Raw genomic sequence first — 22,848 nt, 5'->3', positions numbered from 1 at the left:
CTAGCCGAAAAGGAATGGAAATGCCTTATCCAAGGTTGTTTCAATCACTTCTTCTTTTTCGACAGTTTCGATTTCTAGCGCTTGTACCATCAATTCGATATCAGATAAGCGCATTCTTTTAATATCTAAAATGGTATAACCGTTTTTCAAAAGGCTCTGTATCCACAAGAGTAAGTTTTCCTTTGCCTCTTGAGGGGTTATTGTTCCTTTTTTTCGATTTCTTCTTCCTCTTGCTCTCCTCCGAGCGCGGCGATATAAAGGTCGTTAAGCGTGTTAAAAACACTCATGTCAGATTGCTTAAGATCATCAACTGTAAATTGACCACCATACATGTCAACAAACATTTGCAAATAAGCTTCGTTTAATTTCCTATGTGCTTTAGAATCAAGTCGTCTTTTCTCATCGCTAAACACGGCGCTTTGTCTAACTTGATGCTCAACAGCCAAAAGATTATCTTCGACATTGATAAAATCCTTCGCAAAAGTCTTGTCAACTCCGCCTTTTTTTAAGGTAATTTCGTACATATCTACTCCTTATCAAAAATAAAAGGTTGGATTTAAAATCCAACCTTAGACAACTTCATCTCCATGGTGACTACCAGAAAGACCATCAGGGATTCGATGGTCTTCCGTTACGACTTTGGGAAAACTAATTTTTTAAAGTTTTCGAAATCGAATCCAGAAGCGTCTTCGCGACCAATGAGAATAACCTCTCCTCCTTCGCCACGTGATACGAAGTTCCCTGTAACAGTATCTGATTTCGGGTCTGGAGCACCTTCTTTTGTCTGTGCTTCCATGCCAGGAATATTGAATTTCCCTTTAAGTAACCCTACCCAAATTGCCTTGCCAGCTTCGTCGCTTGTACGGAAGATGCATGCGATGTCATTTGGTGTAAGTGACTTGTTGTATTTCTCTACACCATTATCAACAGTGATTCCAAAAAAATCTTTGCGTGCATCAGACGTTAAATCTAGCACCTCAATTTCAAGTTTTGTTTCGGTAATACCACCAGATAAAACTACGTATGGCCCATCATCTGCTGACACGGTAACCAATTCATTGGTAATATCAAGTTTTGCGGATTTCATACCGGGTAATTTTTTGGTTGTTTTTACCTTATCTTTGTCATCAACTACCCCATATTCAAAATCACGTAGTCCAAATTTTACTTTTCCCATCTATTAGCTCCTTTTCTTTAATAAAAATCAAAATAGCGGTATTTTCTTACGTTCATTAGTAAGTCAATATCGCTATCTTTATATCTTGGTTTTTCATTGGCGGTATATCTTTCAAACCCACTTTTTTTTAAAATATCATCTATACATTTTGCAATCTGGTCAGATTCTGATGCTGTTCTGCACCAAAAATTAATCGTAACCCGTTGCTCGTTACACAGTATCTCATCATCAGCATAATCAGCAGGACCATCTAACGTTGTATTGATCCGCATAAAAGGTGCTAAATCTACTTTGCGTAAGTCAACTGGGTTATCCGGAATATCATAAGTAAATATGCCTTGCTTAAACCCATTTTTAAAAGGACCACCTCTGAGCCTATCCATCAGCTCGTTTAGTGTCTTATCATTGCTTAATAATTTATAAGCTGTCGTTTCAGCGATCAAAGTCCTAGTCCCTCCTTAACTTTTGCTGCATAGATTTCTCGAGCTCTTGGCGTCATCTGATTGATTGTTATTTCCTTGAAGTCCTGACCGCGTTGATAAATCGTCCCATCATTGGGATAATGAGCGCGCCAGCCAGTCGCTTTGCCATAGCCGATTTCTTTTGAAACAATGCCGACATTAGCACCTTTGAAACCGCTGATAACAGTATCTTCCTGTAGTCGCTCATCTGTTTCAAACGCATACACAGGCGTGTTTGCCTTTAGTGCTTTTTCAAACTCTTTAGCAACTTCGGTGACTGCTAATTTTGCGGTTTTTGGGGCTTTCACTTCAAGCTTCGTGAGATTGGCTAGAATTTCATCTAAACCTTTTGTCATGATAGGCTCACCCCGCTGATCATAATCATGTCCTTCCCAGAATCGTCAGGTTCAATTTTATCTATCTTATAGATACGATTGTTAAATTCAACAAACATCGTGTTATCGATAGATAACTTAGGATTATACCTAATCAAAAAGACCTTAGTATCTTTGTTGGTAGGTAGGTTGCTAGCATTTTGAAACTTGGACTGGTAGTTAAAATCTCTTAATTGAGTTTTTAGCACCTCTGCCCAACATGTATAGATGTCTTTTCTGATTGCAGAGATAACCTCTCCGTCTTCATTCTGACCGCCAGATTGACTAAAGATAGTTATCCTGACGTTCATCTTGCGTGTGATCACGATTCATCACCCCTCAGTCTTAATTGATGGATAATGTTTAACACACCATTAGCCAGCGGATAGCGCACACTATCCGCTGACAAACCACGGTGTTCGTACTCTTCCTTGACTTGTTTTTTGACGGCTAAAGCAAATTTAGCGCTATCTTTGAACGTGTCTGCGGTTGAGCCATTTTCTATTGCAAAACAGATTTGTTCTTGTGCCGATTTAATCATTTCTTCGATGATGTCATCTTCAAACTCAAAGTCAATTTTACAATAGAGCTTTACACTGTCTAATAATTCTTTCGATACAGCCATAGCTATACCTCTTCAACGCCTGCTAGTGCAAGTAAATCTGATTTCAATGTCTTACCACTAAAGTCAATTCCCTTGCTTGTTAAATAGCGCTTAATTTCCTCTACAGTGCTCTTACTAGTTGGTTTCGCCACTTCTTCAGTGGCCTTATGAGGGCAATTGTGCTGGTGTAAATGTTACATAGTAACCAGCTTTGTCGTCAACTTTAGAAACGCCAAAGCGAAGAACCGCTTGTAAATATTGACCGTAAATTTCGTTATTTGCCCAACGAAGACCTAAGTCTTTACGATCGGCAAATAATACACCACGTTTGAAATCTCCAACAAATGCTGTATCTTTACCTAAAACCTCATCAGCTAGTACAAAAACAGGTTTTCCAAGAAATACTTTCCCAGAAACAGAAGTGATCGAATCTTGCAATAGGTAACGACCATTTTTATCTTTTAGTGTATCCATTGTTTGATAGAAACTTTGAGATACGATAAATGACACGTTGTAAGCAGGGTCTAAATCAACGTTGAGAAGCTTCTTGATTTCGTCTAAGTTTTTTACTGTCTTAGCTTCGAATTTTTTGAGAATTGTTGCGATAGCATCATTGGTTGTATTAACTTTCATTTGACCGATTGTTTCAGCAACAATACCAACCAAATCTACATCTGCGTCGTCAATTGACTCTTGAGACAACGGGATAGCTCCACGGTAAGTTTTAACTTCCCATTCCACGTTTTTAAATTGTGGTTTGCCGAGCTTTGGATTTTTTTCTAGCTCTTCTACACTTACCATTTTTTCGGTCGCACGTTGCAATACCGGCCATTTTCCTGATGCTTTTTTAGCTGGGTGGATGCTAGTGAATTGTTTCAAATCAACAACTGTCTTAACTTCACGAGCTGGTGTGTAAAGAATCTCTTCACTAGAGACAGGTTTTACATCTGTTTTCTTAACACCGTCCGTTTTAGGATCTACAGGAGTTGTTTGGTTAAGTGGGATAAGAACCTCGTCTTTCCCTTCAAAGCGCAAAGCTTCGTTAGTTACTGTTCCTTTTGAACGAATAAATTCGTTAACGCTTTCGCGGTATGTTTTAGTTTCTTGTGGCACTTCTTTTCCTCCAGTATTTTCTGCACCGCCTTTTTCAATGCTAGCTTCATACAATTTCAAGTCGTTTTCTGCTTCTACTAGGTTTGCTTTAACTTCTTCAACTTCTGCTTTAATTGAGCGAGCAGTTTCAAGGTCATCTGACTCCAAAGCGTTTTTTACTTCTGCTGTTTTAGTAGCAATTGTTTGGTTTAAGCCAGCGATAGTCGCTTTAATTTCTTTAATTTTTTCTTCGAACATAAATTCCTCCAATAAAAAAGAGCCTATAGCCCTTGTAAAATTTCTTCTTTTTCGATTTCTAGCAACATGTTGCTAATTTCTTTTTTACGTTTATTTCTACTTGCGTAATAATCATCAATTACCGCTTGTGGCAACATTGAATTATCAATGCTAGCGACTGCTTCAAACGACATCACTTCGTCAGCAAAACCTTTTTCTACGGCATCTTGAGCGGACATAAACGTTTCATTTCGCATCAAATCCATGATTTCATCTTCCGATAACCCTGTTTTTGCGACATAGGCATTCACGATAGCTTTATCGCTAGATTTCAGAGCGTTAGAAGCTTTGTCTAGATCATCGCTATTACCAGACACCCAATTAAAAAGTGCTTTGTGCACCATCATCTGAGCGGTTGGACTCATGACGACCTTATCAGCTCCCATAACAGCCACTGATGCTGCGCTTGCAGCCATACCAGTGATTTCTGCGGTTACTTTTCCTTTATAATTTCGCAAAGCCGTATAGATTTCACTTCCAACAGTGACTAGACCACCATTTGAATTAACTTCCAAGATAATATCGCTATTGTCTTCGGGAAGGTTATCAAAAATACTTTTTGCACTAACAGCTTCCATTCCGTAATAGTCGTAAACTTCTTGAGAGTTATTTGATATTAGTGGCCCTTTAAGATTTATCCTCTTTGGCATTTACCTCACCTCCTTTCCCTTTGATACCAATCTTGTCCTGATATTCTTCTTTTTTGTCTAAAAAGACGTAGTTTAGGCTCGACTGATACCTATCCATATTAGGATCTGTAGATTTTTGCTTACCAAGTTCGACAAGGCCTTGGTTAGGTGTCAATATTTGATTATTGACTAGCTTAACAATCTCGTCTACATTACGACCTGTGACACTTCGTGTGTCGAATTCGATACGATAGAGACGTCTGTCATTGTCGTTTAGTGTTTTCAGCCCTAATTCGCTTGTAATTGCGTCAAAATAAAAAGGCAAGTCATTTGTGACATAATCCTCTATCAGTTGAGCTACAGATTGGTTAGGGCTATTAACACCTAATTTATAACTTGGTACTCGTAAAGCCTTGGCAATCTGAGCGGTTGAAAAATTGTTACTCGTGATTAATTGCAAGACGTTAGTATCAATTTCTAGCGGTGTATATTCCATTGTGCTATCAAATACTAGCGGACTTCCACCAACAGAACCTTCTCGCATTTTCTCAAAGTCTTGTCGCGCTCTTTGCCGTGCTTCTCCACTTAATTGAGCACCTTTCATGGTTAAGATACCGCTAGAAAATCCATCTTTGAAGAATTTAATTAAGGTATTGATACCGCCAGTTTGCAAATCAATCTCATCTCCTAACGACAATAGCGGAGATCTGCCAAGGATTGTGTCATGGCTAAAGAATTTCCAGTGTATGACATCATGAGCAAAGCATTTAATTTGTTTACCAGTCAAAGTGTCAGTAAAAGTGTAGACAATATCATGATTGTCCGTTTCCTCAACTGTTGTTTCTGATGGTCTGTAAAACTGAAACTGCAAAGCCTGACCTGTTTTTGGATTGCGCAGAATTCGGGAAAAGGAGTTGCCGGTCAAAATGGCATTGACTGCCATAGCAAATTTCCAAGTCCTAGCACTCGCATTATTTGTGGATTTAACATTTAAAAGATAATTAATATCTTCGTCATGGATAATATCGCCGTTAACGTCCTTTTTAACAAGAGGAAACCTAGCAATATCTCCAGCAATAATAGACGTTGCTGTTAAAATATCGCTGTTTTTTAATGCCGATACACCTAAGTATTTTTGAGAGACATCACCAGCCAAAACAGATGATATATAGTCATCGTAGGACACCTTTGAACTGCCCAAAGGTTGAAAAAAACTCATAGATTCTCACCTCCTTTCTACCGAAGGCATAATAAAAAGCCGTATCGCTACAACTTAGCTTGATTTGTAAAGGGGTCGAATTCGATACGGTTAACCTTTATTTGCCTCGTTTGCTAATCTGCAAATGCTTTATTTGAAACTTTGGCATAAACATCTACGTAAGTCTCTTTTTTATCGCCATTGTGTGTGACCTCTGCATAATCACCACATTTTTCACCCGTTTTAATTTGATTTGTACTGACAAGCGCTTTCCAGTTCTGCAAAGTCTTGCTGAACCAGACTACAAAGCAGTCTTCTGGTTTAATTTCACGACCAGAAAGACGTGTAAATTCTTGTGATGCTAGTTCTTTAGCTTTTCTGTATATCCCATATTATTTCTTTCCCCACTTCCGTTTATAATTTTTCTCAATGTAGTTAACGTCAATTGCAATATCTGCAATAGCTGATTGATTATCTAAAGCTAAGCCTTTAACTGCTGCCAACTCGTTATTTGTTGCTTGAGCATTTGCTGACACAATGGCTCGTAATTCAGTGACTTCTTTAATTAGCATCACAACTGCTGTTTCCAATTTACATTTTTTCTTAATACGTTTATTCATGTCTTCCTCCTATGCTATCTACGTAGGTAGCTAAAATAACTAAGATAAGACCACTTGATATAAAGCCGACCTTATCGCCAAACAAAAAAAGACCGTATATTAACAGTCCTAATCCAATCAACAAGATTAATGTATGTATGTTTTTTAAAATAAAACCAATCAAAACAGCGTCTCTCCTCCTAAAATTTTCTCACTTGTCCAGTAACCAGAGCCGTCAAATGGCTCTAAGTAACAAACTGCATACCCGTCTAAAGCTGCGTCCAGAGGGTCTATCTTATTGCTATTCTTATTCTTATCAATCCTCATACCATTGTTATCAGTCTTGATATAGGCGTTGTTTACAGCCATGGTCAGCAAAGGGTTACCAGAGTGCTTTATTTTACCTTTTTTGAGGTCGTCACGGAATTGTTTTGTCGGCATGTTCAAAACCATTGTCGTTTGACTAACCTCAATCAGAGGCCACTCTGGATGCCTTTTTTCAATCATTGTAAGTAATGTTCCAAATTGATAAGGGTCATAACAAATTCCATTAACTTCCCAGTCATTTGTATAGACCATCTCTTCAATTTTTTCTAGGACACGCTCATCATCAATAACCCCGCTTTCAAGTGTTGTTATCTCACAATAGCCTTGACGTTCTAAATTACTGTAAGACACTCCGTCGCGTTTTTCTTTGGCCGTCAACCCGTACTTTGTGGCGACAAAAGAGAAGCTATCCAAATACCAATAATCATCCATCATGATTACAGGACTAATGGCAAATAAATCACTAACACGGCCTACATCAACACCGATCCAAACCCTACGCTTTGTAGTGTCTGGTTTTTCAATTTTGGCATCTTCCCATGTTTGCTTGTCGATATAAGATTCCTCACTAGATTGACGCCACATATTAAAGTTTTTTACTAGGACCTTATTAATTTCACCAGTCTCCAAAGATGTTGATCGGCGTTTCCTGAGGTAATCCATTATTTTTTCATTAAGCGCTTTGACTTCTAAAATTGGATTTGACTTAATCCAGGTTGATTCATCTTTTATTTCTTCTTCTGAATCTTGCTCAGCAATATAAGCAAAGTAGCTGTCATCTTCGATTTCGCCATTTAGTAATTTCTCGACGTAGTTATACTCAATTGTGTGCATTGGTACATTTAGATCAAGTCCAGCTGTTGAGATAATCAAGATTAATGGATTGTCTAACTGACCTTGACCAGATTCCAATAACTCAATCATTTCATTTGTTTTTGATGCTGCATACTCGTCTAAAACTCCAACATATGGCTCAAAGCCATCAACTGCACCAGTATCGCGACTAAGTGCTCTGATGTACGATTCATCCTTTTTGTTAGTCAACTCATCTCGCATGACTTTTGTAGCTTTTCTGATATCTACATCCTTTGCTCTTAATGCCTCAAGCTGTTTCTTAGCCATGGTCCATGCGATCTTAGCTTGCGTCCTATCATTAGCTGTACAAAACAACTGGCGACTCATTGCCGGATTATGGCCGAACAAAAACTCATAAAGCAAGATACCAGCTATTAAAATTGTTTTACCGTTTTTACGAGCTACTGATATAAGAGCCTTTTTAAATCGTCTAATGCTTGTGTCAGCTTTTTTCCGCCAACCGTAAATGTTACCAACATTAAACTTTTGAAACTCAGCCAATGGATATGGTTTACCAGTTTTTACATCTGGTAATAATTCCATAAAATCTATGACGTTTTGAGCTTTTTCTGGAACATAAGTATAAACATATGGAGCTAGATTAATTTTTTTGAGGTCATCCAAATGACGGATACAAGCTTTGATAACTTTTTTTCCTGCCACACGAGTACCGTCTACAACATCTTTAGCATAATAAAAAGCGCTGTCTTTATAGACATCGCTAATTGTTGAGTAATCGTAAGTAATTGTGATAACCTCCTTTCAAATTATCCTCCAAATTTATCAAACAAACTTTTCGGTTTTTCTTCTTCTTTTGGTATAAACATTTTCATACGGCTATCAACTGTTAGCCCTAACTGACTTGCACTGCTTCTAATGTGAGCCGTCGCTTTTTCTAAAGTTAAAATAAGCGGACTTGGAATCAATCCTTTATCTAGATCGTTCGTAAAATAACCAACCTCATCTAATTTTTTTGCAGCTGCTTTATATATCGCATACCATGTACAATAACTTTCTAAGATGGCTCTATCAAGATTCCTAAGGGGTAGGTTTTGGAGATCATCTATAATTCTTTTGTATTCAGCCCTTGCAACTTGATTTAAATGTTTTGGCGGTGTTATTTGTAGTTTAGATAATCCGTCAGAAGCCTTATTCTGTGCGGTTTCTCTTGCTATTTTTTCTTCTTTTGTGAGGTGTTTTTTTGTTGTTTCAACCACCTTTAATTTTCTTCCCATAGAACCTCCTTTACACGAACTTTACAGTTTTAAAAATTTCAAAAAGGGAATTTTTTGCACGGAAAAGGGCGCGTTCTTTATTTTCTGAACGATATAGCCCCGTTCAAAATGAATGGGGGTAGTTTCCGAATGTTTGTGCCGTATATTGTTTTTTTATAGCCATTTATTCGCTATGGCTTTTACACCTTTCTCTTATCGCTTTACTGTCGTTACAAGCTTTACAGCTTGCTTGCAAGTTATTCCAATCTAATCTTTTGTTCCAATCTTTTTTACACTAATAATGTGGTCAGTCATAGTCGCTTCGCCACCACACATAGCACAAACATAATCGCTTTGTAATAAGATTTGCTTACTTGTCTCTCTCCATATCTTAGAGTTATAAAACTGTTTAGTCTCTTTATCATACTTCCAGCGATTGCGATTGTAATCACGATACTCTGCTGATCTATCGTCGTAGTCGACCGTTGTACGCCTACCTCCAGCAATGGTTAGCTTCTGCGGCCTCATACCCTAACCTCGCCAATTAGTCTATTGATATGATGAACTAATGTTGTGTATGGGATAGTATAATCATTGTCAACGTATATATTACTTACTTCTTTATCCCATTGTGATTTGCTGTACGGATATTTATTTGATCTCATTTGTTATCTCCTGGTTTTTGTGTATTTTATACACATTATGTATTGACATCCACCTTATTTATGTGTATAATATAAGTATAGAAAGTGAGGTAAGCAATATGCCAAGAACCGCAAGAGAAATCATCAAACTCTTGAAAAAGAACGGCTTTGTAAAAGTCAGTCAAAACGGTAGCCATGCAAAGTACAAAAACTTTGAAACAGGCAATATCACAATCGTGCCCATGCACAAAGGTGATATTCCAAACGGTACCGAAGACGATATTCTCAAGAAGGCAGGGCTGAAATAAGCCCTGGCCATCTTGGTTATTGTTTACCTAGAAAGGAAAAAATTATGTTAATCTATCCAGCTATATTTACACACGATGACGAAACTAGCTCAATTGGCGTTCGTTTTCCAGATGTTCCTGAAGCTATTACTTTCGGCAACAATTTAGAACACGCCTATGAAATGGCTGTCGAAGTCTTAGGTTTTGCCCTCGAAGACTATGCTGACTATCCAAAGGCTAGCTCCGTTTCCGATTTAAAAGAACAGTATCGTGATTCTGATATTGCTTTAATTGGCATTGATATGATTGCCTACATGAAAAAATATCACTCCAAAAAAGTCCGCAAAAACGTGACTATCCCTGAATGGTTAAACGACGCAGCCGAAGATAAAAACCTCAATTTTTCTCAAGTCCTTACTGAAGCGCTTGAATTAAAATTGCAAGCATAAGAGCCACTTAGTGGTTCTTTTTTGCATAATAAAAAGCCACCACTAAGTGATGACCAATCTCGTCCACGCTATGACCTGATAACAGTTACCACATGCAAGTGTGTACCTTTAACATAACGCTACTAATAATAGGAACAGTCGGAATCGAACCGACACAGTGCAATTGCATTCGAGGCTCTACCTCTTGTAGCTTTCCAATCACTACTCTATGTTCCTAATGCCTTCAACCAATAGGCAGCTGTGACCGTTTTTTTAATTATCGACTACAAACTGGTACGCATTGTAAAGAGACAACATGCAGTCTTAATCCTACTGAGGCGGCAGGATTCGAACCTGCTCCTCTAGATTAAAAGTCTAGCGCTCTGCCACTAAGCTATATCTCGTTGTATTTAGGTTTGACATAAAAATAAAATGGAGTTTCAACACGAGGAACCAAAACAGGCAATACTTGTCTCTTCCTAAATACTTCATGCTACCATAATATCACTTAGAATGGATATTTTGGGAATAAATGGATATTAGATTTTGAATACCTGATTTCCTGATATTCTGAAACGTTTTTGGATGACCGTTTAGTTCAATCGAGATATCTTTCCAGCTCATGCCATTTACATAGAATAGTCTTAGGACTGCAGTTTCAATTGGATCATGAAGCTTGTCAATCATATATACCAGCTCACTACGTTCATCGTATAACATACTTATCTCAGCTTCTATCTCTTTTGCTTTATCTACAATTTTTATGTTCAGGTCTTCTGTACTATTTGACTCACTATCTCCTTTTGGTTCATCAGAAAATTGTGGGGACTTTTGAATTCCTGCTTTTAGAGAAGTTAACTCATCTTTTTTTGACCTAATGATAGTATCAAATAACCTTAATTTCTTTAGTCTTATAATAATCTCTTCAGTCATTTGTTACCAACTTTCTAGTAATTCTTCCTTAGTTTTAGCAGTTAAGAGGGTTCTAATTTTTTCGCCGTCTGGTGTCACATAGTTATTCCAAAACTCACTATCTGTACTAGCAGTAAATCCTGTTAATTGTACTGGTAAATAATATACCTTGTTTAAATTAATATTCATTTATTATCTACCCCCCATTTCCAGTAAGTTCAGCAATTCTAGCTGTCTTCTTAGCTAGTTGCTCATGACACCTATCAATCTGTTTCTGTAATCCTGATATTTGTTGTTGATAATCATTACTAGCGAACTGATATCCAGTATAAATCCCTGCAACAAAAACAATAAAGACAATACTAAATGCAATAATATTTTTTCTCATCGCCTACCATCCTTCCACTTGATCAACTGTCCATCTTGATTAGACTTCCAGTCATTAGGAACTCTTGCTGATGTATTTTCAACATAGACAATCTTTTCTATGATAATTGTCTTGGACCTACTCTCAATAGCAGCATCATCCCAACCGACTAGCCAAGCTGGACTAACATCTAACACTTTTGCAATAGCCTCAACAGTTTGCAATGATGGTTCTGATGTTCCTTTATAATAATTAGCCATGGTGGTTGCTTGTATGCCGCACAGTGATGCAAATTCTTTTTTATTCAATCCTTTTGATAATCGAAGTTCAGTTAACCTTTCTGCTAGTTTCATGAGTTTACCTCTTTTGCTTTTTCTTCAAGCCATTCCCAGATGAGATGGAATTGACCATTAACTAAAGAGTCGTTTCCAAACAATTCACAGATAGCAACAATTGATTGATTGGCCCATTCCCAATATGCTAATGTTCCAAAACCAACCTCTTGCATTTTCTTATTACTTTGTCTCATCCATTCTGGAACAACTCTTTCAAAAAAATCTATATAATCAATTTTCATAATTGTTCAACCTTTACGTAAATTCCAACTGTATCTGCCCAAAACTTTTCGATTATTTCTGATGCTACTTGCGCATCATCATTCCAGAATCCTATTTCAGTCATGCAATCCTTAAGCAGCTTATTCAAATTATCTGTGTCAGGCTTGGATGTTTTATACTGGCCATTGATTGACTTCTTAGTCATCGGAAATAACCACTTGACTGTCAGCCTGATTGGTCCACTTATTTTCTGATCAGGCTTGTATGCAGACAACAAACTCATGTATTTTGCCCTGGCCTCCTTAAGTGTGTCAGGTTCATAAAACTGTGGTTTCCCATTTACCACACGGACCTTTTTTTGTTGATGAGTAGTCGTCGGTATTTTTTTCATTGGAATAAAAAATTCAATTGTCATGATCGATACTATCCAAATTTATTTTTTCAATTGCTGCACGTTGTTCTAAAATTTTTAGATACGCACCCATTGCATGCCACTGAGCCAACAATAATTCGATTGGGCATTTTAGTTCAAAATCTAAACTATCAAGGTAATATCTATTAATTATTACTGACAATTTTTCGGCACGACTTTTAAGTTCTTTATACTCAGTCACCATTCTTTTTTCGTATTCTTCCATTTTTGTCACTTCCCATCTTTTTTATTTTCGCGCTTAGTCAATGTCAAGGGACATGGTTACAGGGTTACAAGGGGGAGGTTCTAGACCCCCTTGTTCCTGTTCATGTACCTATTGACCAATTGGGACATTTCCCTAAATATTCCTTGAGGAACGAAAGGAATATTCTGTCCCTCAATTTTGTCCCTCAAAAGTCAGGGACATTTTCGATAAATTCTCGAGTTTGTCCCTATTTTTGTCCCTGAAAATCGAGCAATAGGGACACGGACATTTTCGAGTTTGTCCCTATTTTTCAGGGACATTTTCGAGGGACACTTTCGAATTTGACCCTCGATTTTGTCTGTCCCTGTCCCTGTCCCTCTGTGAAATATTCACAAAATTTTATTGCTTTTGAGGTTCTTCTATTGGTAAAATTTGTTTATTTTTAACTTCAAATTTGCCATTTTCTTTTACCCATCTGCGGATAGTTTTTTCAGAAACTGGCTTATCTTCAGTAGAGAAATATTCGATTAAGTTATCGATTGTGACTGGTTCTGTCCCATCATTTAATGAATTAATAGCAGTCTCTACTTTTTGAGATTTCTTTTCCCTGGACTCTTTTGGGCTCTTTTTCTCAAAGTTTTTCTTCCAAGGTGGTGTGCTATCTTCCAGTGATATATCAGCTAAAACACCAGAGTTATCAACTTCATGGACTGGATAGCTGAACCACATATTAACTGGTTTAAACTTAGCAAACTCACGTAACGTTCCTTCAACTCTCCAACCTGTACTGATTTCTATGGCATGTTTAACTGATTCTGCTTTATCAATATATGGCTTACGTTTTAAAATATCAGGTATAGCTTTATCAAAATGTTGCTGCATCTGAAATCGACTTTCTAAATCGTCAAGGCTAATATTTGTTTGATAATAATCTTGATTCAATGTTTGAATGGCTTCTTGATAAACTTTAGCAACTGCTTTTTCTGACCTTGCCTTGACTAATTCTTCAGTTAAGTCAAGCTCTACTAAGTCAATCAATGCATCAGGATCACGAGCAAACACTCCTGAACCACTGGCACGGTCCATTGACTTTTTACCACCTTGGCTACCTTTTGAATGGTGATGACAATAGATAACTGCTGAACCTAATTCAGTTGCTACTTTGTCAAACTGATTGGTGAAATGGGCCATTTGGTCTGCACTGTTTTCGTCACCAGTAAGCACTTTGTAAATTGGGTCAATAATGATAGCTTGATAATTCTTTTTGAGTGACCTACGAATTAGCTTTGGTGCTAATTTGTCCATTGGTACTGTCTTCCCACGTAAATTCCAAATATCAATATTATGGATATTATTTGGTGCTAGTCCCATGGCTGCATAAACATCTTTGAAACGATGTAACGCTGATGGTCTGTCTAATTCTAAGTTAACATATAAGACACGACCTTTTTCACAGTCCCAACCAAGCCACTGTTTCCCTTCAGCAAGTGCAATTGATAATTCAATCAATGCAAATGATTTACCTGCTTTAGATGGACCTGCAATTAACATTTTATGACCTTGACGTAAAACTCCTTTGATTAACTCTGGAGCTAAGTCAGGCATGTTGTCCCACTCGTCTGCTAGTGTTTCAGGATCAGGAAGGTCGTCGTTAAGGTCCTCAATCCATTGATACCATTCTTCATAGTTTATTTTACCTATGTTAGTATCAATTAAAAATTGTTTGTGCCCATCACGAGTGACACCAGGCATACGAGATAAACGACTAGGGTTGCGGTTTTGTGTATCAATATCTAGCCCATTTTTTCGACAAATTTGATAAATGTAATCAACACGCTTACGATATTCTTGATAGTCTCTAGCATCTACTTTTACGACTGCATGAAGTGATTTATTACCACTGTGAACTAATGCTGCAATTGGCAACTCAAGTTCTTTGAATAAGGCATATTGCTTACCAAGTTCCATGCTATCTGATTCAACAAGTGCATATCGGAAATCAGTCACGTTATCATTTTTGACGCCATTTCCATCCAACGGATTAAATCGAATCCATGCACCCGCCTCTTTTTTATAATCCCCAAAAGTCGCTCCTAAATCGTCAGGATATTTTTGAAGTGATTGAATAAGTTCGCCGGCTGTTCTATCGTATGATCCTTTTGTTGGCTTATAGATTGTCTTCCCATCATCGGTTGTAATTGGATAAGTCTCGGTGACATATCCAACCTTATCAGTTGATTCAAATAAAGTATCTATATAAGTGATTAAATCTTGAACTGGTGACCAATTAGTAGGCTCTTTGATTTCCTTTGCTTCTACCCAGTTCTTATCGACGATTTTATAATCACGGTCTATTGTGTCATCCCAGCCTAGTTCATGAGCATCATCGCTATTGCGATATTCTGATTCCCACCCATAATCTTTGGCCAGTTGTGTAATTGTTGCTCCTGTTATAGTACCAAGTCCGTTGCCTTGGAAACTATCCCATTTTGCGAAACACTCACCCTTTTTGTAACGGACATCTGCTTGAGACCAAACGTCCCAATCCATTGCAGTATACCCTTCGTGTTTAAGGGCAAATCCAACATTCACCCATTCTTGATAAGAAAGTTTTGACGGATCAATATATTCAAGTAATGGTAATAAATCAAACTTTTCTTCTGTCATTCTTTTCTCTCGCTTCTTTAACTATTCTTTCAATATTCCATCCTAAATTTAATTGATTAATTACAGTCCAATAAGTCACATTTAACTTGTCAGATAACTCAGAAATAGTATATTGTTTACCTTGATATGATATACGCCTATTATTAGTTTTGTTATTTTGTTGAAGTTTCATGTTAACCCATCGGCAATTAGAAGGATGATAATCTTTTTCTGGATTTATTCTGTCAATAGTTAATGAATCTTCATATCCATTTGATAATGCCCATAATCTGAACTTAATAAAAGTATGCCATTCATTGCAAACTGCTATACCTTTACCACCATAATATTTATAGTTATCATTTTTAAAGTTATAGCATCTATTCATCATGCCTTTCCAAATTCTATAAAGTCTTGTACTTGAATAACCTTGTGCTTTTTCGTTTTTGCGAGCACATCCACAAGATTTTGTGTATCCACTTCTTAATTTACTACCAATTACAACAGTCTTATTTCCACAATCACAGATACAATTCCAACGAGCATTGCCACTCTTGGAATTTTCTTGATTACGATTAATAACTGTCAATGAACCAAATCTAAGTCCATCTAATTCTTTTAAGTGACAATATTCTCCCATTTTATCTCCTACTCTGGCTGATAACTATTTACTTCAACACCTCTTGGGATTCTCCATCCGTTTGCGGCAATACGATTGATCATATTGCTAGCTTGTTCAAATTTCCACATCCCAACATTTTTAAAACCATAAATTTCAAGTCTTCTAATCTGTTTAGGGGTTGTTAAACCACTATCTTTACGTTTATTTAGGCGGTCAAGCAATTTACTAGCTTTACCAGCATTACCAATGTCATCTGTGTAGATTCCATATTTTTCAAGTGATTTCAGTTGTTTTTCAGAAGGTGATGCCATTTCCCATCCAAAAGATGGAACATAGTCAGCTAAATCTTCTGCTTGGATAGACATTTCAAATTGTAGTGGATCAACTAGCTTGCGTTTTCTCTTACGCATTTCTTCTAGTTGTTTAGCAAGTGCTTCTTCTCTCTCAGAAACAACATCCTTTGCTGCCACTTCCTCAGCTTCAATGAGTTCAAATGATACTTCAGTTTCTTCAGTCATGTTTTCAATCATCTTTTTAGCCACTTCTGGGCTATCTGTGATTAAGTGTGCTGGTCTACAAAGTTCATGGCGTTCTGTGTGCCATAAGAAATCTAATAGTAATAGATTTTCTTTACCTGGTGCTAAACGTGTCCCGCGACCCACCATTTGACTATATAATGCACGTACTTTTGTTGGTCTTAGGACTACAACACAGTCAACTATTGGGCAATCCCATCCTTCAGTTAATAGCATTGAATTGCAAAGAACATTGTATTTGTCTTTATCGAAGTCTTCTAGGATTTGAGCACGGTCTTGTGAATCCCCATTCACTTCTGCTGCTTTAAATCCTTTTTCATTTAAGATATCTCTAAACTTTTGACTAGTTTTGACAAGCGGTAAAAATACTACTGTTTTTCTATCTGAACACTGTTTAACCATCTCATCAGCAATTTGTTCCAAATAAGGATCTAATGCAGTTCCAACTTCACTTGCTTTAAAATCGCCTGCTTGTTGACTGACACTTGATAGGTCCAATGTTAGTGGAATTGTTACGGCAGTAATTGGTGATAAGAAACCTGATTTAATAGCATCAACTAACGAGTATTCATAAGCTAGACTATCGAAATATTCTCCAAGATTGCGCTTGTCGCCTCTGTCAGCCGTAGCAGTAACTCCTAACACATTACTCTCTCCAAAGTGTGTTAGGACTCTCTGATAACCATCCGATATAGCATGATGTGCTTCATCAACTACAATTGTGTCAAAATAATTAGGTGGAAATTGTCTCAAACGTTTCTCTCTCTGCATCGTTTGGACAGACCCAACAACAACTCTAAACCATGAACCTATCGAGGTATTCTCAGCTTTCTCTAAAGCTGTCCCCAATCCTGTTGCGGTTATTAGTTTATCGCTTGCTTGCTCCAATAATTCTGATCTATGAGCTAAAACAAGAACTCTTTCACCTTGTCTAACTCTGTCTTCAATAATTTTCGAAAAGACAATTGTCTTACCACAGCCAGTGGGAAGGACAAGTAGAGTCCTCTTCTTGCCTTCTTCCCATTCTTGCTGTACTTTAGACCTCGCCTCTTCCTGGTAAGGTCTAAGTTTCATTAGAATCCTCCCCAGTTACCTTGAGTTTGTTGAGTTGCTTGTGGTTGTTGCATTGGTTGTGTAGGCTGTTGTGGAGCAAAGTTTTGAGCTGGTTGAATGTTGGCATTTAATACTTTTGTCCAGTCGACTTCGTCAGCATAGATCATTGATTTGATATTGTCATATTCATTATCAGCATATTGGCCAGTTCCTTTACGTTTGTTGATACGAGCAACACCCTTTGCACCAACAACAGTATTCCAATTCATTTTTAATGGTTCACCATGTTTCTTTTGACCAATCGCTCCAAAGAAAGCTGATAGCATACCTTCAGTAGAACTATGTAGAAATAAATTATGAGTTAAGATTGAGATACCTTCTGTCGTTTCAATTTCAATAGTAATAATAGCTTTATTACATGCCGGTAATTTCGCATCTTGACTTTTTGGTGTATGTCTTGCACGTTCGAAGTTTGTTACTGTAAATTGATAATCACCGGGTGTTAATTGTACAAATCCTGAGCTATCTTTTTCGATTACGTCATCCCATCCAAATTCACGATCAAAGTTATTAGTGTTAAAGTCTGTCATTTTTGTTTCTCCTATTTTCTATTAAGCTAAAATTGTAATGTTAGTTTGATCAGCAAGTTCTTCTTTTAGGTAGTCAGCAATGTTATTGATTGCATCTAATCGCCATTTACCACCATCTGCCTCAAATAAGGCCATATTCGCTTGTTGGTTAATACGGAAGATAAATTGGCTAGATGGTTGCTCAACTTCTGCAAATGTTCGATAAGGGCGAAGTGTCACTGGATTTGGTGCCTTTGCTTTAGCAAGACTAGCAACACCTTGTTTAATTGTCGCAGTTTGTCCAACACCATCGTCAATAATTTCTGAACCATTTTCAATTTTCAAGGCACTAGCAAATTCGATTACAGTGTTACGATCATCAGCATCAACAAATAATGATTGCAAACTAATATTAAAATCAGCAGCTGATTCATATCTACCAAAATTAACCTGAGGAATGATTGCTTCAACACTTACCAAAACATTACGATTCAATTCGTCATCATCTTCTTCACAGACAATAACTTCACGAGGTCCTTCTACAATAACCATGAGACGTTTTTTATCAATTCCATTTAAGTCAGATTTTAGATAGTCAACTAGACTATTCAATGTATTTAAATTTAACGTAGACGAATGATGTTTTGTTTTAAGTTCGGTAAGTGCATATTTATTTCTGTCATAATATTCTTTACCATCTTGACCTGTAATTGTTTGTGGCGCTTCATTCGCCAAATTTACAGCATATTGCATAGCATCTTTGATATTTTCTGTCATGTTAGTTACCTGCTTTCTTTTGTTTATTAAAATCAATTACGTCTTCATTGATACCTTTTTCGAGGTGATCAATTGGTTCGCCGATGTCAGTTCTTAGCACTGCTTCATCGTCAAAATAAGTTTGACCAGGGATTTTACTTTTTAATTCATTTGCATATACTGTTCCATCTTTCTGACCAACTAAAACAGTTGTTGCAATACCTGTTTGAGGCGCTAATGTTGATTTAACTTCCATTGATGTACTAACGACTTCTCGAGTTTCATCTGGTGTCATTGTAAGAGAAATTGTTAGTTTACGTTTTATTTTGATATCAGTGTTAGGATCAAGAATATTATCAAAAACTTTTTCAAGTTCTTTATCTACTTTTTCTTGTAGACCACCTTCACCAATTGCTGATAAGTCTAATTTGATTGTTTTATCCATTGTTTGTTATACCTCGCTATTATTTCTAATTCCCAAAATCTATGCCCCCTCCACGGTAAAGGGTATGTCTGGATTTGTTCTTACCTGTGTTTTAATTACTTCCAAAGTCGGAATCCAATTGGCTACAATCATATCCCAATAATCAGTTGGGAAGTTTTCCACTGGTGTATCAACTGGGAAGTGATTACGAATGAATGCAACTTGTTGTAATTCTTGTGGCGTTACATCCTCAGGTTGCATTAAGTCAATTAATGCTTTAGGCAAGGCTGGTGGATATGATACTTGTTGAGATGGTGCTTGTGGCGATGGTTGCACTGGTTCAGATGTCTGAGTCTGTTGAACTTGATTATGTGCGGGTTCGTGTGCGGATTGAGCAGGCGCCGGTTGTTGTGTTGATGGCATTTCTGCTACTGGCTGACTTGATGCTTGTGCGAATATATGTGCGATTGCAGAATAATCAAGTGGCAATTCAGGCGGTAGGCCATGACGATTTTTAGCATCCCAAGCTGGATGATGTTGCGTATAAATAACACGCTGGCCACCAGTTGCTTTTTTCTTCTTGGTGTCTGATGTCATAACGACTGTTTTGTAGTTGGCAAATAGGACCATGTCAGCCCATTCTTTAACTAGTGGTGCAGTTTGCGAACTTGTCTTTTTACCAAGCTTTAATTCATAACGATCGTATGCTCCCATCTCATCAGGTTGTTCAAATTTACGCATTTGAGCATGAGCTGTCAGTACAATATTAATTCCAACTTCAATTAAATCTTGCAATAGATTTAGGAACCGTCCCATTTCTTCTCTGACATATGTGTAACCATTGCCATAACCAAAGTCTTCAATTCCTTTTTTGCCATGCTGTGCGCAGACATCTTCAACTATCAGGCTTTCAGCCCAGTCAATAGTATCTATGATTAAAGTTTTGCAGCATGTTGGATTAGCTTTTATAAATGCTATTTGATTCTTTAGCATTGTGTAACTTGTCGGTTTATCCTCCATACGAGCGACATCCATGTTATCTGTTGAGCCTTCTGTGTCTATAAATAGCGGTTCTGGGAATTGTGCAGCAAAGCTTGACTTACCAATTCCTTCAGGGCCATAGATAACGACACGTTGCGCCCTTGCTCGTTTTCCTCTAGTAATTTGCATTAGTTTATTCCCTTTCTAAAAGTCCCATTTTTTAGGTGCTGCAACTGGCTGATGATTTTCGTTTTCGATTGAGTAACCATCTTCAATGATGATTGAACATTCATCACCAGTTGATACACGAGTTGCAATAGCTTGAAGTCCTTCTTGCTCTAACCAAACCCCAAATTCTTGCAATGTGTTATTGTCCATTTGCTCTAACTTATCAATAAGAACAAAGCCGCATTCAGGTTTTAACTTGCGGACAATAGCTGTGGCAACCATAAGCTGTTGTGATCCTGACATGTTATCCCATTCTTGACCTTGGTAAAGTAGCTTACCGTCATCAACTGATAAACCTTCCAGTGGCAAGTCAGCGTTTGTTAATAGATTACGTTTAGACTGTCTGATTTTCTCAATGTCATTACTTAACACTTCATACTTATCACGGTATTGTTTAGCGTCTTCCTCAGCCTTATCCTTGTCTAAGTTAGCCCGAACTTTGCGATTGATTTTGTCAATCTGTGCAATGTTATCTTCAATCTCAACAGTTGACTGGTCATTTAATTCCATGGCATCAGTATTAGCAATCTTCAAGTCATGGCTAAGTTGTTCTGTCTTAGCTTCAGCTTCAGCTAACAACTTGCGAAGTCTATCAACTTCAATAATTGATTGATCATATTCATAGCGGATTTTTTCAACATTTTGACGTTTACGAGCATTCTCACCATTTTGTGCTAAGATTGCTTGTTGCTGTTGAATTAATTCAGAAATTGAAATCAATTCCTTCGGTGCATCTGGAAAATATATTTGTTCTTTGGCGAATTTCTCTTTTTGGTCAGCAATTACACCGATGGCATGTCGTTGGTTATAGACCTCACCTTCTTTTAATTCCAACTCAGCTAGTTGATCACCAACTCCAATGATTTGAAGTAATGTTTTTGCCTTATCAGCTGGAGATTGTTCCATAAACTTAGGAAGATTAATCGCCAATTCTTCAACAAAGCTATCTAACAATTGCTGACCTGCTTTTTGTCCATTTGGATCAATAACTTTTAGACTTGCATTTTTTCCTTTACGCTCAACTACAAGACCATTTGACATAGTAATTTTAAGCGTAGGCGGAACCTGTGAGCCATCTCGCATTGCTTGACTAGGTTTGTACTTATTACCACCTAATGCCCATGCAATTGAATCTAATACACTTGTTTTCCCTTGATTATTATTCCCACCTATGATTGTTAATCCAGCTGCAGATGGTTCAACTTTCACTGCTTTGATACGTTTGACGTTTTCAATTTCAAGCTTATTAATCGTCACTGTCATTTCCAAGTCCTCCTATTATTAATTTACTTTCAGTAATGACTTTTTCAGAACTGATGATTTGTGCATTTGCCAAGCCATAGTTTAGTAAGGCATCTGTTACTTCCTTAAGTGTTAAGTCACATTCATTTGCAATATTTGCAATTTCATCATAGATATTATTTGAATATCTAATTCGTGAATATGTGTTTTTGGGTTGTCTTTCTACTTCAATCATTGTCACCACTCCATTCTTTTTCCAATAAGTTGCGGTCAATTTGATCTAATTCTTTAAGTCCATACTCAAGATGAGATTGTTTGATAAATCCGGCCGTCATTAAGACATCAAGCAAATTTGCTTTTGCGACATTTACAAAATAGTATTCTGTCATTTCATTTGTTAGTCGTTGATTCTCATCTTTTAAGAACTCGTTTTCGTTAATTACTTCCTGGATCATATTAATGTTTCTCCTAATCCCATACGCTTGTTGTAGTCGTTTTTACTCTGTTCCCATCCGTCATTTTGAATAGTCCATTGCTGCTCTTGCTTAGGTTCTTCCTTAGCAAAGATAAGTTTTTTAAGTAGTTTAATCATTTTGTTACTAACTCCATTTCTTTTTTCCAAGCATCAGTTTTTCTGTATTTTAGGTATTCTTCAAAACCTCTTAGTGTAACTGTGTGTTCGTTATCCCTGAGGTATTTCAATTGACTAGGAAGCTTTCGCATTTCTCTTCTTCGTTCGCCAACTTGTCTGACTGAGTAGCCTTTTATTCTAGCTATCTCTTTATCAGGTAAGCCAATATCGACAAACTCAAAGTCAAATGCTTTTGTAAATGTTGCTATATCCATTTTGTCCCTTTCTGTGGTATAATTACGTTAATATGTTTTAGCAAGTCGCTGTTCCCGCAGTGGCTTTTTTTGTGTATTATTCATTTTCAAATAACTCCCAAGGCTCACGAATACTGAGAATTTTTGAAACTTTGACTTTTAAATCAACACTACCCTTACCCTTAGTAAGTAAGTCAGTAATTGTTCCTGAGCTCCGCAAACCAACTGCTAATGCCAAGTCGACCCTTGTCCAGCCCTTTTCTTTTAATCGATGTTCGACTAGAGCTGACCATTTTTTATGTTGTTGACTCATTTTTTCTCCTTTCT

37 protein-coding genes, 1 tRNA gene and 1 pseudogene are annotated in these 22,848 nt (G+C 37.2%); 2 read left to right on the top strand and 37 right to left on the bottom strand.

All coding sequences use genetic code 11. The features are described 5' to 3' along the window. The 16 genes and pseudogenes from HBN42_RS04940 to HBN42_RS04870 form a co-directional block, all read right to left on the bottom strand. Nucleotides 1–150 (bottom strand): hypothetical protein, encoded by a 150-nt coding sequence (locus tag HBN42_RS04940; RefSeq protein ID WP_165993769.1) that lies wholly within the window; start codon nt 148–150, stop codon nt 1–3. 47 nt (nt 151–197) lie between these two features. Next, nucleotides 198–524: a phage tail assembly chaperone G gene (gpG, locus tag HBN42_RS04935; RefSeq protein ID WP_165993958.1), complete on the bottom strand. Its 327-nt coding sequence runs from the start codon at nt 522–524 to the stop codon at nt 198–200. A 107-nt stretch (nt 525–631) separates the two neighbouring features. Next, complete coding sequence (locus tag HBN42_RS04930) at nt 632–1,177, bottom strand: major tail protein (protein ID WP_165993957.1); 546 nt, start codon at nt 1,175–1,177, stop codon at nt 632–634. 17 nt (nt 1,178–1,194) lie between these two features. Continuing rightward, complete coding sequence (locus HBN42_RS04925; RefSeq protein ID WP_165993956.1) at nt 1,195–1,620, bottom strand: hypothetical protein; 426 nt, start codon at nt 1,618–1,620, stop codon at nt 1,195–1,197. Further along, nucleotides 1,617–1,994, bottom strand: a complete 378-nt coding sequence (locus HBN42_RS04920) for an HK97-gp10 family putative phage morphogenesis protein (RefSeq protein ID WP_165993955.1) — start codon at nt 1,992–1,994, stop codon at nt 1,617–1,619. Before HBN42_RS04920 ends, HBN42_RS04925 begins: the two co-directional genes overlap by 4 nt. Continuing rightward, nucleotides 1,991–2,338, bottom strand: a complete 348-nt coding sequence (locus HBN42_RS04915; protein ID WP_165993954.1) for a phage head closure protein — start codon at nt 2,336–2,338, stop codon at nt 1,991–1,993. The genes HBN42_RS04920 and HBN42_RS04915 overlap by 4 nt, the downstream gene beginning before the upstream one ends. Then, nucleotides 2,335–2,637 (bottom strand): head-tail connector protein, encoded by a 303-nt coding sequence (locus tag HBN42_RS04910; RefSeq protein ID WP_165993953.1) that lies wholly within the window; start codon nt 2,635–2,637, stop codon nt 2,335–2,337. The genes HBN42_RS04915 and HBN42_RS04910 overlap by 4 nt, the downstream gene beginning before the upstream one ends. A gap of 2 nt (nt 2,638–2,639) precedes the next feature. Beyond that, entirely contained in the window at nt 2,640–2,768 is a 129-nt protein-coding gene (locus HBN42_RS10205; RefSeq protein ID WP_001118388.1) for a hypothetical protein, read from the bottom strand. A gap of 13 nt (nt 2,769–2,781) precedes the next feature. Continuing rightward, nucleotides 2,782–3,966, bottom strand: coding sequence for a phage major capsid protein (locus HBN42_RS04905; protein ID WP_165993952.1), 1,185 nt, complete (start codon nt 3,964–3,966; stop codon nt 2,782–2,784). A 23-nt stretch (nt 3,967–3,989) separates the two neighbouring features. After that, nucleotides 3,990–4,655, bottom strand: a complete 666-nt coding sequence (locus tag HBN42_RS04900) for a head maturation protease, ClpP-related (protein WP_046166085.1) — start codon at nt 4,653–4,655, stop codon at nt 3,990–3,992. Beyond that, nucleotides 4,633–5,853 (bottom strand): phage portal protein, encoded by a 1,221-nt coding sequence (locus HBN42_RS04895; RefSeq protein WP_165993951.1) that lies wholly within the window; start codon nt 5,851–5,853, stop codon nt 4,633–4,635. Before HBN42_RS04895 ends, HBN42_RS04900 begins: the two co-directional genes overlap by 23 nt. Before the next feature lie 113 nt (nt 5,854–5,966). Continuing rightward, complete coding sequence (locus HBN42_RS10095) at nt 5,967–6,218, bottom strand: DUF6275 family protein (protein ID WP_165994182.1); 252 nt, start codon at nt 6,216–6,218, stop codon at nt 5,967–5,969. A 6-nt stretch (nt 6,219–6,224) separates the two neighbouring features. Next, nucleotides 6,225–6,452 (bottom strand): hypothetical protein, encoded by a 228-nt coding sequence (locus HBN42_RS04885; protein ID WP_165993950.1) that lies wholly within the window; start codon nt 6,450–6,452, stop codon nt 6,225–6,227. Between the two features lie 159 nt (nt 6,453–6,611). Then, a complete protein-coding gene (locus tag HBN42_RS04880; RefSeq protein WP_165994181.1) occupies nt 6,612–8,366 on the bottom strand; it encodes a terminase large subunit in 1,755 nt (584 codons plus the stop codon). Nucleotides 8,367–8,380: 14 nt separating this feature from the next. After that, nucleotides 8,381–8,848, bottom strand: coding sequence for a phage terminase small subunit P27 family (locus tag HBN42_RS04875; protein WP_165993949.1), 468 nt, complete (start codon nt 8,846–8,848; stop codon nt 8,381–8,383). A gap of 163 nt (nt 8,849–9,011) precedes the next feature. Continuing rightward, nucleotides 9,012–9,355, bottom strand: a pseudogene (locus HBN42_RS04870) (HNH endonuclease). Between the two features lie 235 nt (nt 9,356–9,590). Here HBN42_RS04870 and HBN42_RS04865 point away from each other — a divergent pair. Together HBN42_RS04865 and HBN42_RS04860 are read left to right on the top strand one after the other, a co-directional pair. Continuing rightward, nucleotides 9,591–9,779 (top strand): type II toxin-antitoxin system HicA family toxin, encoded by a 189-nt coding sequence (locus HBN42_RS04865; protein WP_159561376.1) that lies wholly within the window; start codon nt 9,591–9,593, stop codon nt 9,777–9,779. Nucleotides 9,780–9,823: 44 nt separating this feature from the next. Continuing rightward, nucleotides 9,824–10,207 carry a type II toxin-antitoxin system HicB family antitoxin gene (locus HBN42_RS04860; protein WP_165993948.1) on the top strand — a complete coding sequence of 128 codons (384 nt, stop codon included), beginning with the start codon at nt 9,824–9,826 and terminating at the stop codon, nt 10,205–10,207. A 312-nt stretch (nt 10,208–10,519) separates the two neighbouring features. Here HBN42_RS04860 and HBN42_RS04855 read toward each other — a convergent pair. From HBN42_RS04855 to HBN42_RS04755, 21 genes are all read right to left on the bottom strand, one after another. Continuing rightward, a tRNA-Lys gene (locus tag HBN42_RS04855) sits at nt 10,520–10,590 on the bottom strand. A 100-nt stretch (nt 10,591–10,690) separates the two neighbouring features. Further along, complete coding sequence (locus tag HBN42_RS04850) at nt 10,691–11,119, bottom strand: DUF1492 domain-containing protein (protein WP_165993947.1); 429 nt, start codon at nt 11,117–11,119, stop codon at nt 10,691–10,693. Between the two features lie 3 nt (nt 11,120–11,122). Beyond that, nucleotides 11,123–11,287, bottom strand: a complete 165-nt coding sequence (locus HBN42_RS04845) for a hypothetical protein (protein WP_165993946.1) — start codon at nt 11,285–11,287, stop codon at nt 11,123–11,125. A gap of 7 nt (nt 11,288–11,294) precedes the next feature. Beyond that, complete coding sequence (locus HBN42_RS04840) at nt 11,295–11,486, bottom strand: hypothetical protein (protein WP_165993945.1); 192 nt, start codon at nt 11,484–11,486, stop codon at nt 11,295–11,297. Continuing rightward, on the bottom strand, nt 11,483–11,818 hold the full coding sequence (locus tag HBN42_RS04835; RefSeq protein WP_165993944.1) for a helix-turn-helix domain-containing protein: 336 nt from the start codon (nt 11,816–11,818) through the stop codon (nt 11,483–11,485). The genes HBN42_RS04840 and HBN42_RS04835 overlap by 4 nt, the downstream gene beginning before the upstream one ends. After that, nucleotides 11,815–12,042, bottom strand: a complete 228-nt coding sequence (locus HBN42_RS04830) for a hypothetical protein (protein WP_165993943.1) — start codon at nt 12,040–12,042, stop codon at nt 11,815–11,817. The genes HBN42_RS04835 and HBN42_RS04830 overlap by 4 nt, the downstream gene beginning before the upstream one ends. After that, a complete protein-coding gene (locus HBN42_RS04825) occupies nt 12,039–12,437 on the bottom strand; it encodes a RusA family crossover junction endodeoxyribonuclease (protein WP_165993942.1) in 399 nt (132 codons plus the stop codon). Before HBN42_RS04825 ends, HBN42_RS04830 begins: the two co-directional genes overlap by 4 nt. Continuing rightward, nucleotides 12,427–12,660: a crAss001_48 related protein gene (locus HBN42_RS04820; RefSeq protein ID WP_165993941.1), complete on the bottom strand. Its 234-nt coding sequence runs from the start codon at nt 12,658–12,660 to the stop codon at nt 12,427–12,429. Before HBN42_RS04820 ends, HBN42_RS04825 begins: the two co-directional genes overlap by 11 nt. Before the next feature lie 378 nt (nt 12,661–13,038). Continuing rightward, nucleotides 13,039–15,306, bottom strand: a complete 2,268-nt coding sequence (locus HBN42_RS04815; protein WP_165993940.1) for an AAA family ATPase — start codon at nt 15,304–15,306, stop codon at nt 13,039–13,041. Continuing rightward, the gene (locus tag HBN42_RS04810; protein ID WP_165993939.1) at nt 15,287–15,925 is read right to left on the bottom strand and encodes a hypothetical protein; all 639 of its coding nucleotides are present in this window, start codon (nt 15,923–15,925) and stop codon (nt 15,287–15,289) included. Before HBN42_RS04810 ends, HBN42_RS04815 begins: the two co-directional genes overlap by 20 nt. Nucleotides 15,926–15,933: 8 nt before the next feature. Continuing rightward, nucleotides 15,934–17,517: a DEAD/DEAH box helicase gene (locus HBN42_RS04805; RefSeq protein ID WP_165993938.1), complete on the bottom strand. Its 1,584-nt coding sequence runs from the start codon at nt 17,515–17,517 to the stop codon at nt 15,934–15,936. Next, on the bottom strand, nt 17,517–18,086 hold the full coding sequence (locus tag HBN42_RS04800; RefSeq protein WP_165993937.1) for a hypothetical protein: 570 nt from the start codon (nt 18,084–18,086) through the stop codon (nt 17,517–17,519). Before HBN42_RS04800 ends, HBN42_RS04805 begins: the two co-directional genes overlap by 1 nt. A 21-nt stretch (nt 18,087–18,107) precedes the next feature. Next, nucleotides 18,108–18,842, bottom strand: a complete 735-nt coding sequence (locus HBN42_RS04795; protein ID WP_165993936.1) for a hypothetical protein — start codon at nt 18,840–18,842, stop codon at nt 18,108–18,110. A 1-nt stretch (nt 18,843) separates the two neighbouring features. Beyond that, nucleotides 18,844–19,266 carry a hypothetical protein gene (locus HBN42_RS04790; RefSeq protein WP_165993935.1) on the bottom strand — a complete coding sequence of 141 codons (423 nt, stop codon included), beginning with the start codon at nt 19,264–19,266 and terminating at the stop codon, nt 18,844–18,846. 39 nt (nt 19,267–19,305) lie between these two features. Further along, entirely contained in the window at nt 19,306–20,415 is a 1,110-nt protein-coding gene (locus HBN42_RS04785; RefSeq protein ID WP_165993934.1) for an ATP-binding protein, read from the bottom strand. 15 nt (nt 20,416–20,430) lie between these two features. Beyond that, nucleotides 20,431–21,717 carry an AAA family ATPase gene (locus tag HBN42_RS04780; RefSeq protein ID WP_165993933.1) on the bottom strand — a complete coding sequence of 429 codons (1,287 nt, stop codon included), beginning with the start codon at nt 21,715–21,717 and terminating at the stop codon, nt 20,431–20,433. Continuing rightward, nucleotides 21,701–21,931 (bottom strand): hypothetical protein, encoded by a 231-nt coding sequence (locus HBN42_RS04775; RefSeq protein WP_165993932.1) that lies wholly within the window; start codon nt 21,929–21,931, stop codon nt 21,701–21,703. The genes HBN42_RS04780 and HBN42_RS04775 overlap by 17 nt, the downstream gene beginning before the upstream one ends. Next, on the bottom strand, nt 21,924–22,151 hold the full coding sequence (locus HBN42_RS04770) for a hypothetical protein (protein ID WP_165993931.1): 228 nt from the start codon (nt 22,149–22,151) through the stop codon (nt 21,924–21,926). Before HBN42_RS04770 ends, HBN42_RS04775 begins: the two co-directional genes overlap by 8 nt. Continuing rightward, nucleotides 22,148–22,288 (bottom strand): hypothetical protein, encoded by a 141-nt coding sequence (locus HBN42_RS04765; protein WP_165993930.1) that lies wholly within the window; start codon nt 22,286–22,288, stop codon nt 22,148–22,150. Before HBN42_RS04765 ends, HBN42_RS04770 begins: the two co-directional genes overlap by 4 nt. Further along, on the bottom strand, nt 22,285–22,542 hold the full coding sequence (locus HBN42_RS04760) for a hypothetical protein (protein WP_165993929.1): 258 nt from the start codon (nt 22,540–22,542) through the stop codon (nt 22,285–22,287). Before HBN42_RS04760 ends, HBN42_RS04765 begins: the two co-directional genes overlap by 4 nt. A 76-nt stretch (nt 22,543–22,618) precedes the next feature. Then, nucleotides 22,619–22,834 carry a transcriptional regulator gene (locus tag HBN42_RS04755; protein WP_165993928.1) on the bottom strand — a complete coding sequence of 72 codons (216 nt, stop codon included), beginning with the start codon at nt 22,832–22,834 and terminating at the stop codon, nt 22,619–22,621. Nucleotides 22,835–22,848 lie beyond the last annotated feature (14 nt).

The sequence above is a fragment of the Streptococcus catagoni genome (assembly GCF_011421425.1).
Lineage (GTDB): Bacteria > Bacillota > Bacilli > Lactobacillales > Streptococcaceae > Streptococcus > Streptococcus catagoni.
This window is presented reverse-complemented; position numbering and strand designations above follow the sequence as displayed.

Coding starts and splice junctions, on each gene's coding strand:
- gpG (WP_165993958.1), bottom strand. CDS start 524: ATGTACGAAATTACCTTAAAAAAAGGCGGAGTTGACAAGACTTTTGCG.
- HBN42_RS04930 (WP_165993957.1), bottom strand. CDS start 1,177: ATGGGAAAAGTAAAATTTGGACTACGTGATTTTGAATATGGGGTAGTT.
- HBN42_RS04920 (WP_165993955.1), bottom strand. CDS start 1,994: ATGACAAAAGGTTTAGATGAAATTCTAGCCAATCTCACGAAGCTTGAA.
- HBN42_RS04910 (WP_165993953.1), bottom strand. CDS start 2,637: ATGGCTGTATCGAAAGAATTATTAGACAGTGTAAAGCTCTATTGTAAA.
- HBN42_RS04905 (WP_165993952.1), bottom strand. CDS start 3,966: ATGTTCGAAGAAAAAATTAAAGAAATTAAAGCGACTATCGCTGGCTTA.
- HBN42_RS04900 (WP_046166085.1), bottom strand. CDS start 4,655: ATGCCAAAGAGGATAAATCTTAAAGGGCCACTAATATCAAATAACTCT.
- HBN42_RS04895 (WP_165993951.1), bottom strand. CDS start 5,853: ATGAGTTTTTTTCAACCTTTGGGCAGTTCAAAGGTGTCCTACGATGAC.
- HBN42_RS04885 (WP_165993950.1), bottom strand. CDS start 6,452: ATGAATAAACGTATTAAGAAAAAATGTAAATTGGAAACAGCAGTTGTG.
- HBN42_RS04875 (WP_165993949.1), bottom strand. CDS start 8,848: ATGGGAAGAAAATTAAAGGTGGTTGAAACAACAAAAAAACACCTCACA.
- HBN42_RS04865 (WP_159561376.1), top strand. CDS start 9,591: ATGCCAAGAACCGCAAGAGAAATCATCAAACTCTTGAAAAAGAACGGC.
- HBN42_RS04860 (WP_165993948.1), top strand. CDS start 9,824: ATGTTAATCTATCCAGCTATATTTACACACGATGACGAAACTAGCTCA.
- HBN42_RS04850 (WP_165993947.1), bottom strand. CDS start 11,119: ATGACTGAAGAGATTATTATAAGACTAAAGAAATTAAGGTTATTTGAT.
- HBN42_RS04845 (WP_165993946.1), bottom strand. CDS start 11,287: ATGAATATTAATTTAAACAAGGTATATTATTTACCAGTACAATTAACA.
- HBN42_RS04840 (WP_165993945.1), bottom strand. CDS start 11,486: ATGAGAAAAAATATTATTGCATTTAGTATTGTCTTTATTGTTTTTGTT.
- HBN42_RS04835 (WP_165993944.1), bottom strand. CDS start 11,818: ATGAAACTAGCAGAAAGGTTAACTGAACTTCGATTATCAAAAGGATTG.
- HBN42_RS04830 (WP_165993943.1), bottom strand. CDS start 12,042: ATGAAAATTGATTATATAGATTTTTTTGAAAGAGTTGTTCCAGAATGG.
- HBN42_RS04825 (WP_165993942.1), bottom strand. CDS start 12,437: ATGACAATTGAATTTTTTATTCCAATGAAAAAAATACCGACGACTACT.
- HBN42_RS04820 (WP_165993941.1), bottom strand. CDS start 12,660: ATGGAAGAATACGAAAAAAGAATGGTGACTGAGTATAAAGAACTTAAA.
- HBN42_RS04815 (WP_165993940.1), bottom strand. CDS start 15,306: ATGACAGAAGAAAAGTTTGATTTATTACCATTACTTGAATATATTGAT.
- HBN42_RS04810 (WP_165993939.1), bottom strand. CDS start 15,925: ATGGGAGAATATTGTCACTTAAAAGAATTAGATGGACTTAGATTTGGT.
- HBN42_RS04805 (WP_165993938.1), bottom strand. CDS start 17,517: ATGAAACTTAGACCTTACCAGGAAGAGGCGAGGTCTAAAGTACAGCAA.
- HBN42_RS04800 (WP_165993937.1), bottom strand. CDS start 18,086: ATGACAGACTTTAACACTAATAACTTTGATCGTGAATTTGGATGGGAT.
- HBN42_RS04795 (WP_165993936.1), bottom strand. CDS start 18,842: ATGACAGAAAATATCAAAGATGCTATGCAATATGCTGTAAATTTGGCG.
- HBN42_RS04790 (WP_165993935.1), bottom strand. CDS start 19,266: ATGGATAAAACAATCAAATTAGACTTATCAGCAATTGGTGAAGGTGGT.
- HBN42_RS04785 (WP_165993934.1), bottom strand. CDS start 20,415: ATGCAAATTACTAGAGGAAAACGAGCAAGGGCGCAACGTGTCGTTATC.
- HBN42_RS04780 (WP_165993933.1), bottom strand. CDS start 21,717: ATGACAGTGACGATTAATAAGCTTGAAATTGAAAACGTCAAACGTATC.
- HBN42_RS04775 (WP_165993932.1), bottom strand. CDS start 21,931: ATGATTGAAGTAGAAAGACAACCCAAAAACACATATTCACGAATTAGA.
- HBN42_RS04770 (WP_165993931.1), bottom strand. CDS start 22,151: ATGATCCAGGAAGTAATTAACGAAAACGAGTTCTTAAAAGATGAGAAT.
- HBN42_RS04765 (WP_165993930.1), bottom strand. CDS start 22,288: ATGATTAAACTACTTAAAAAACTTATCTTTGCTAAGGAAGAACCTAAG.
- HBN42_RS04760 (WP_165993929.1), bottom strand. CDS start 22,542: ATGGATATAGCAACATTTACAAAAGCATTTGACTTTGAGTTTGTCGAT.
- HBN42_RS04755 (WP_165993928.1), bottom strand. CDS start 22,834: ATGAGTCAACAACATAAAAAATGGTCAGCTCTAGTCGAACATCGATTA.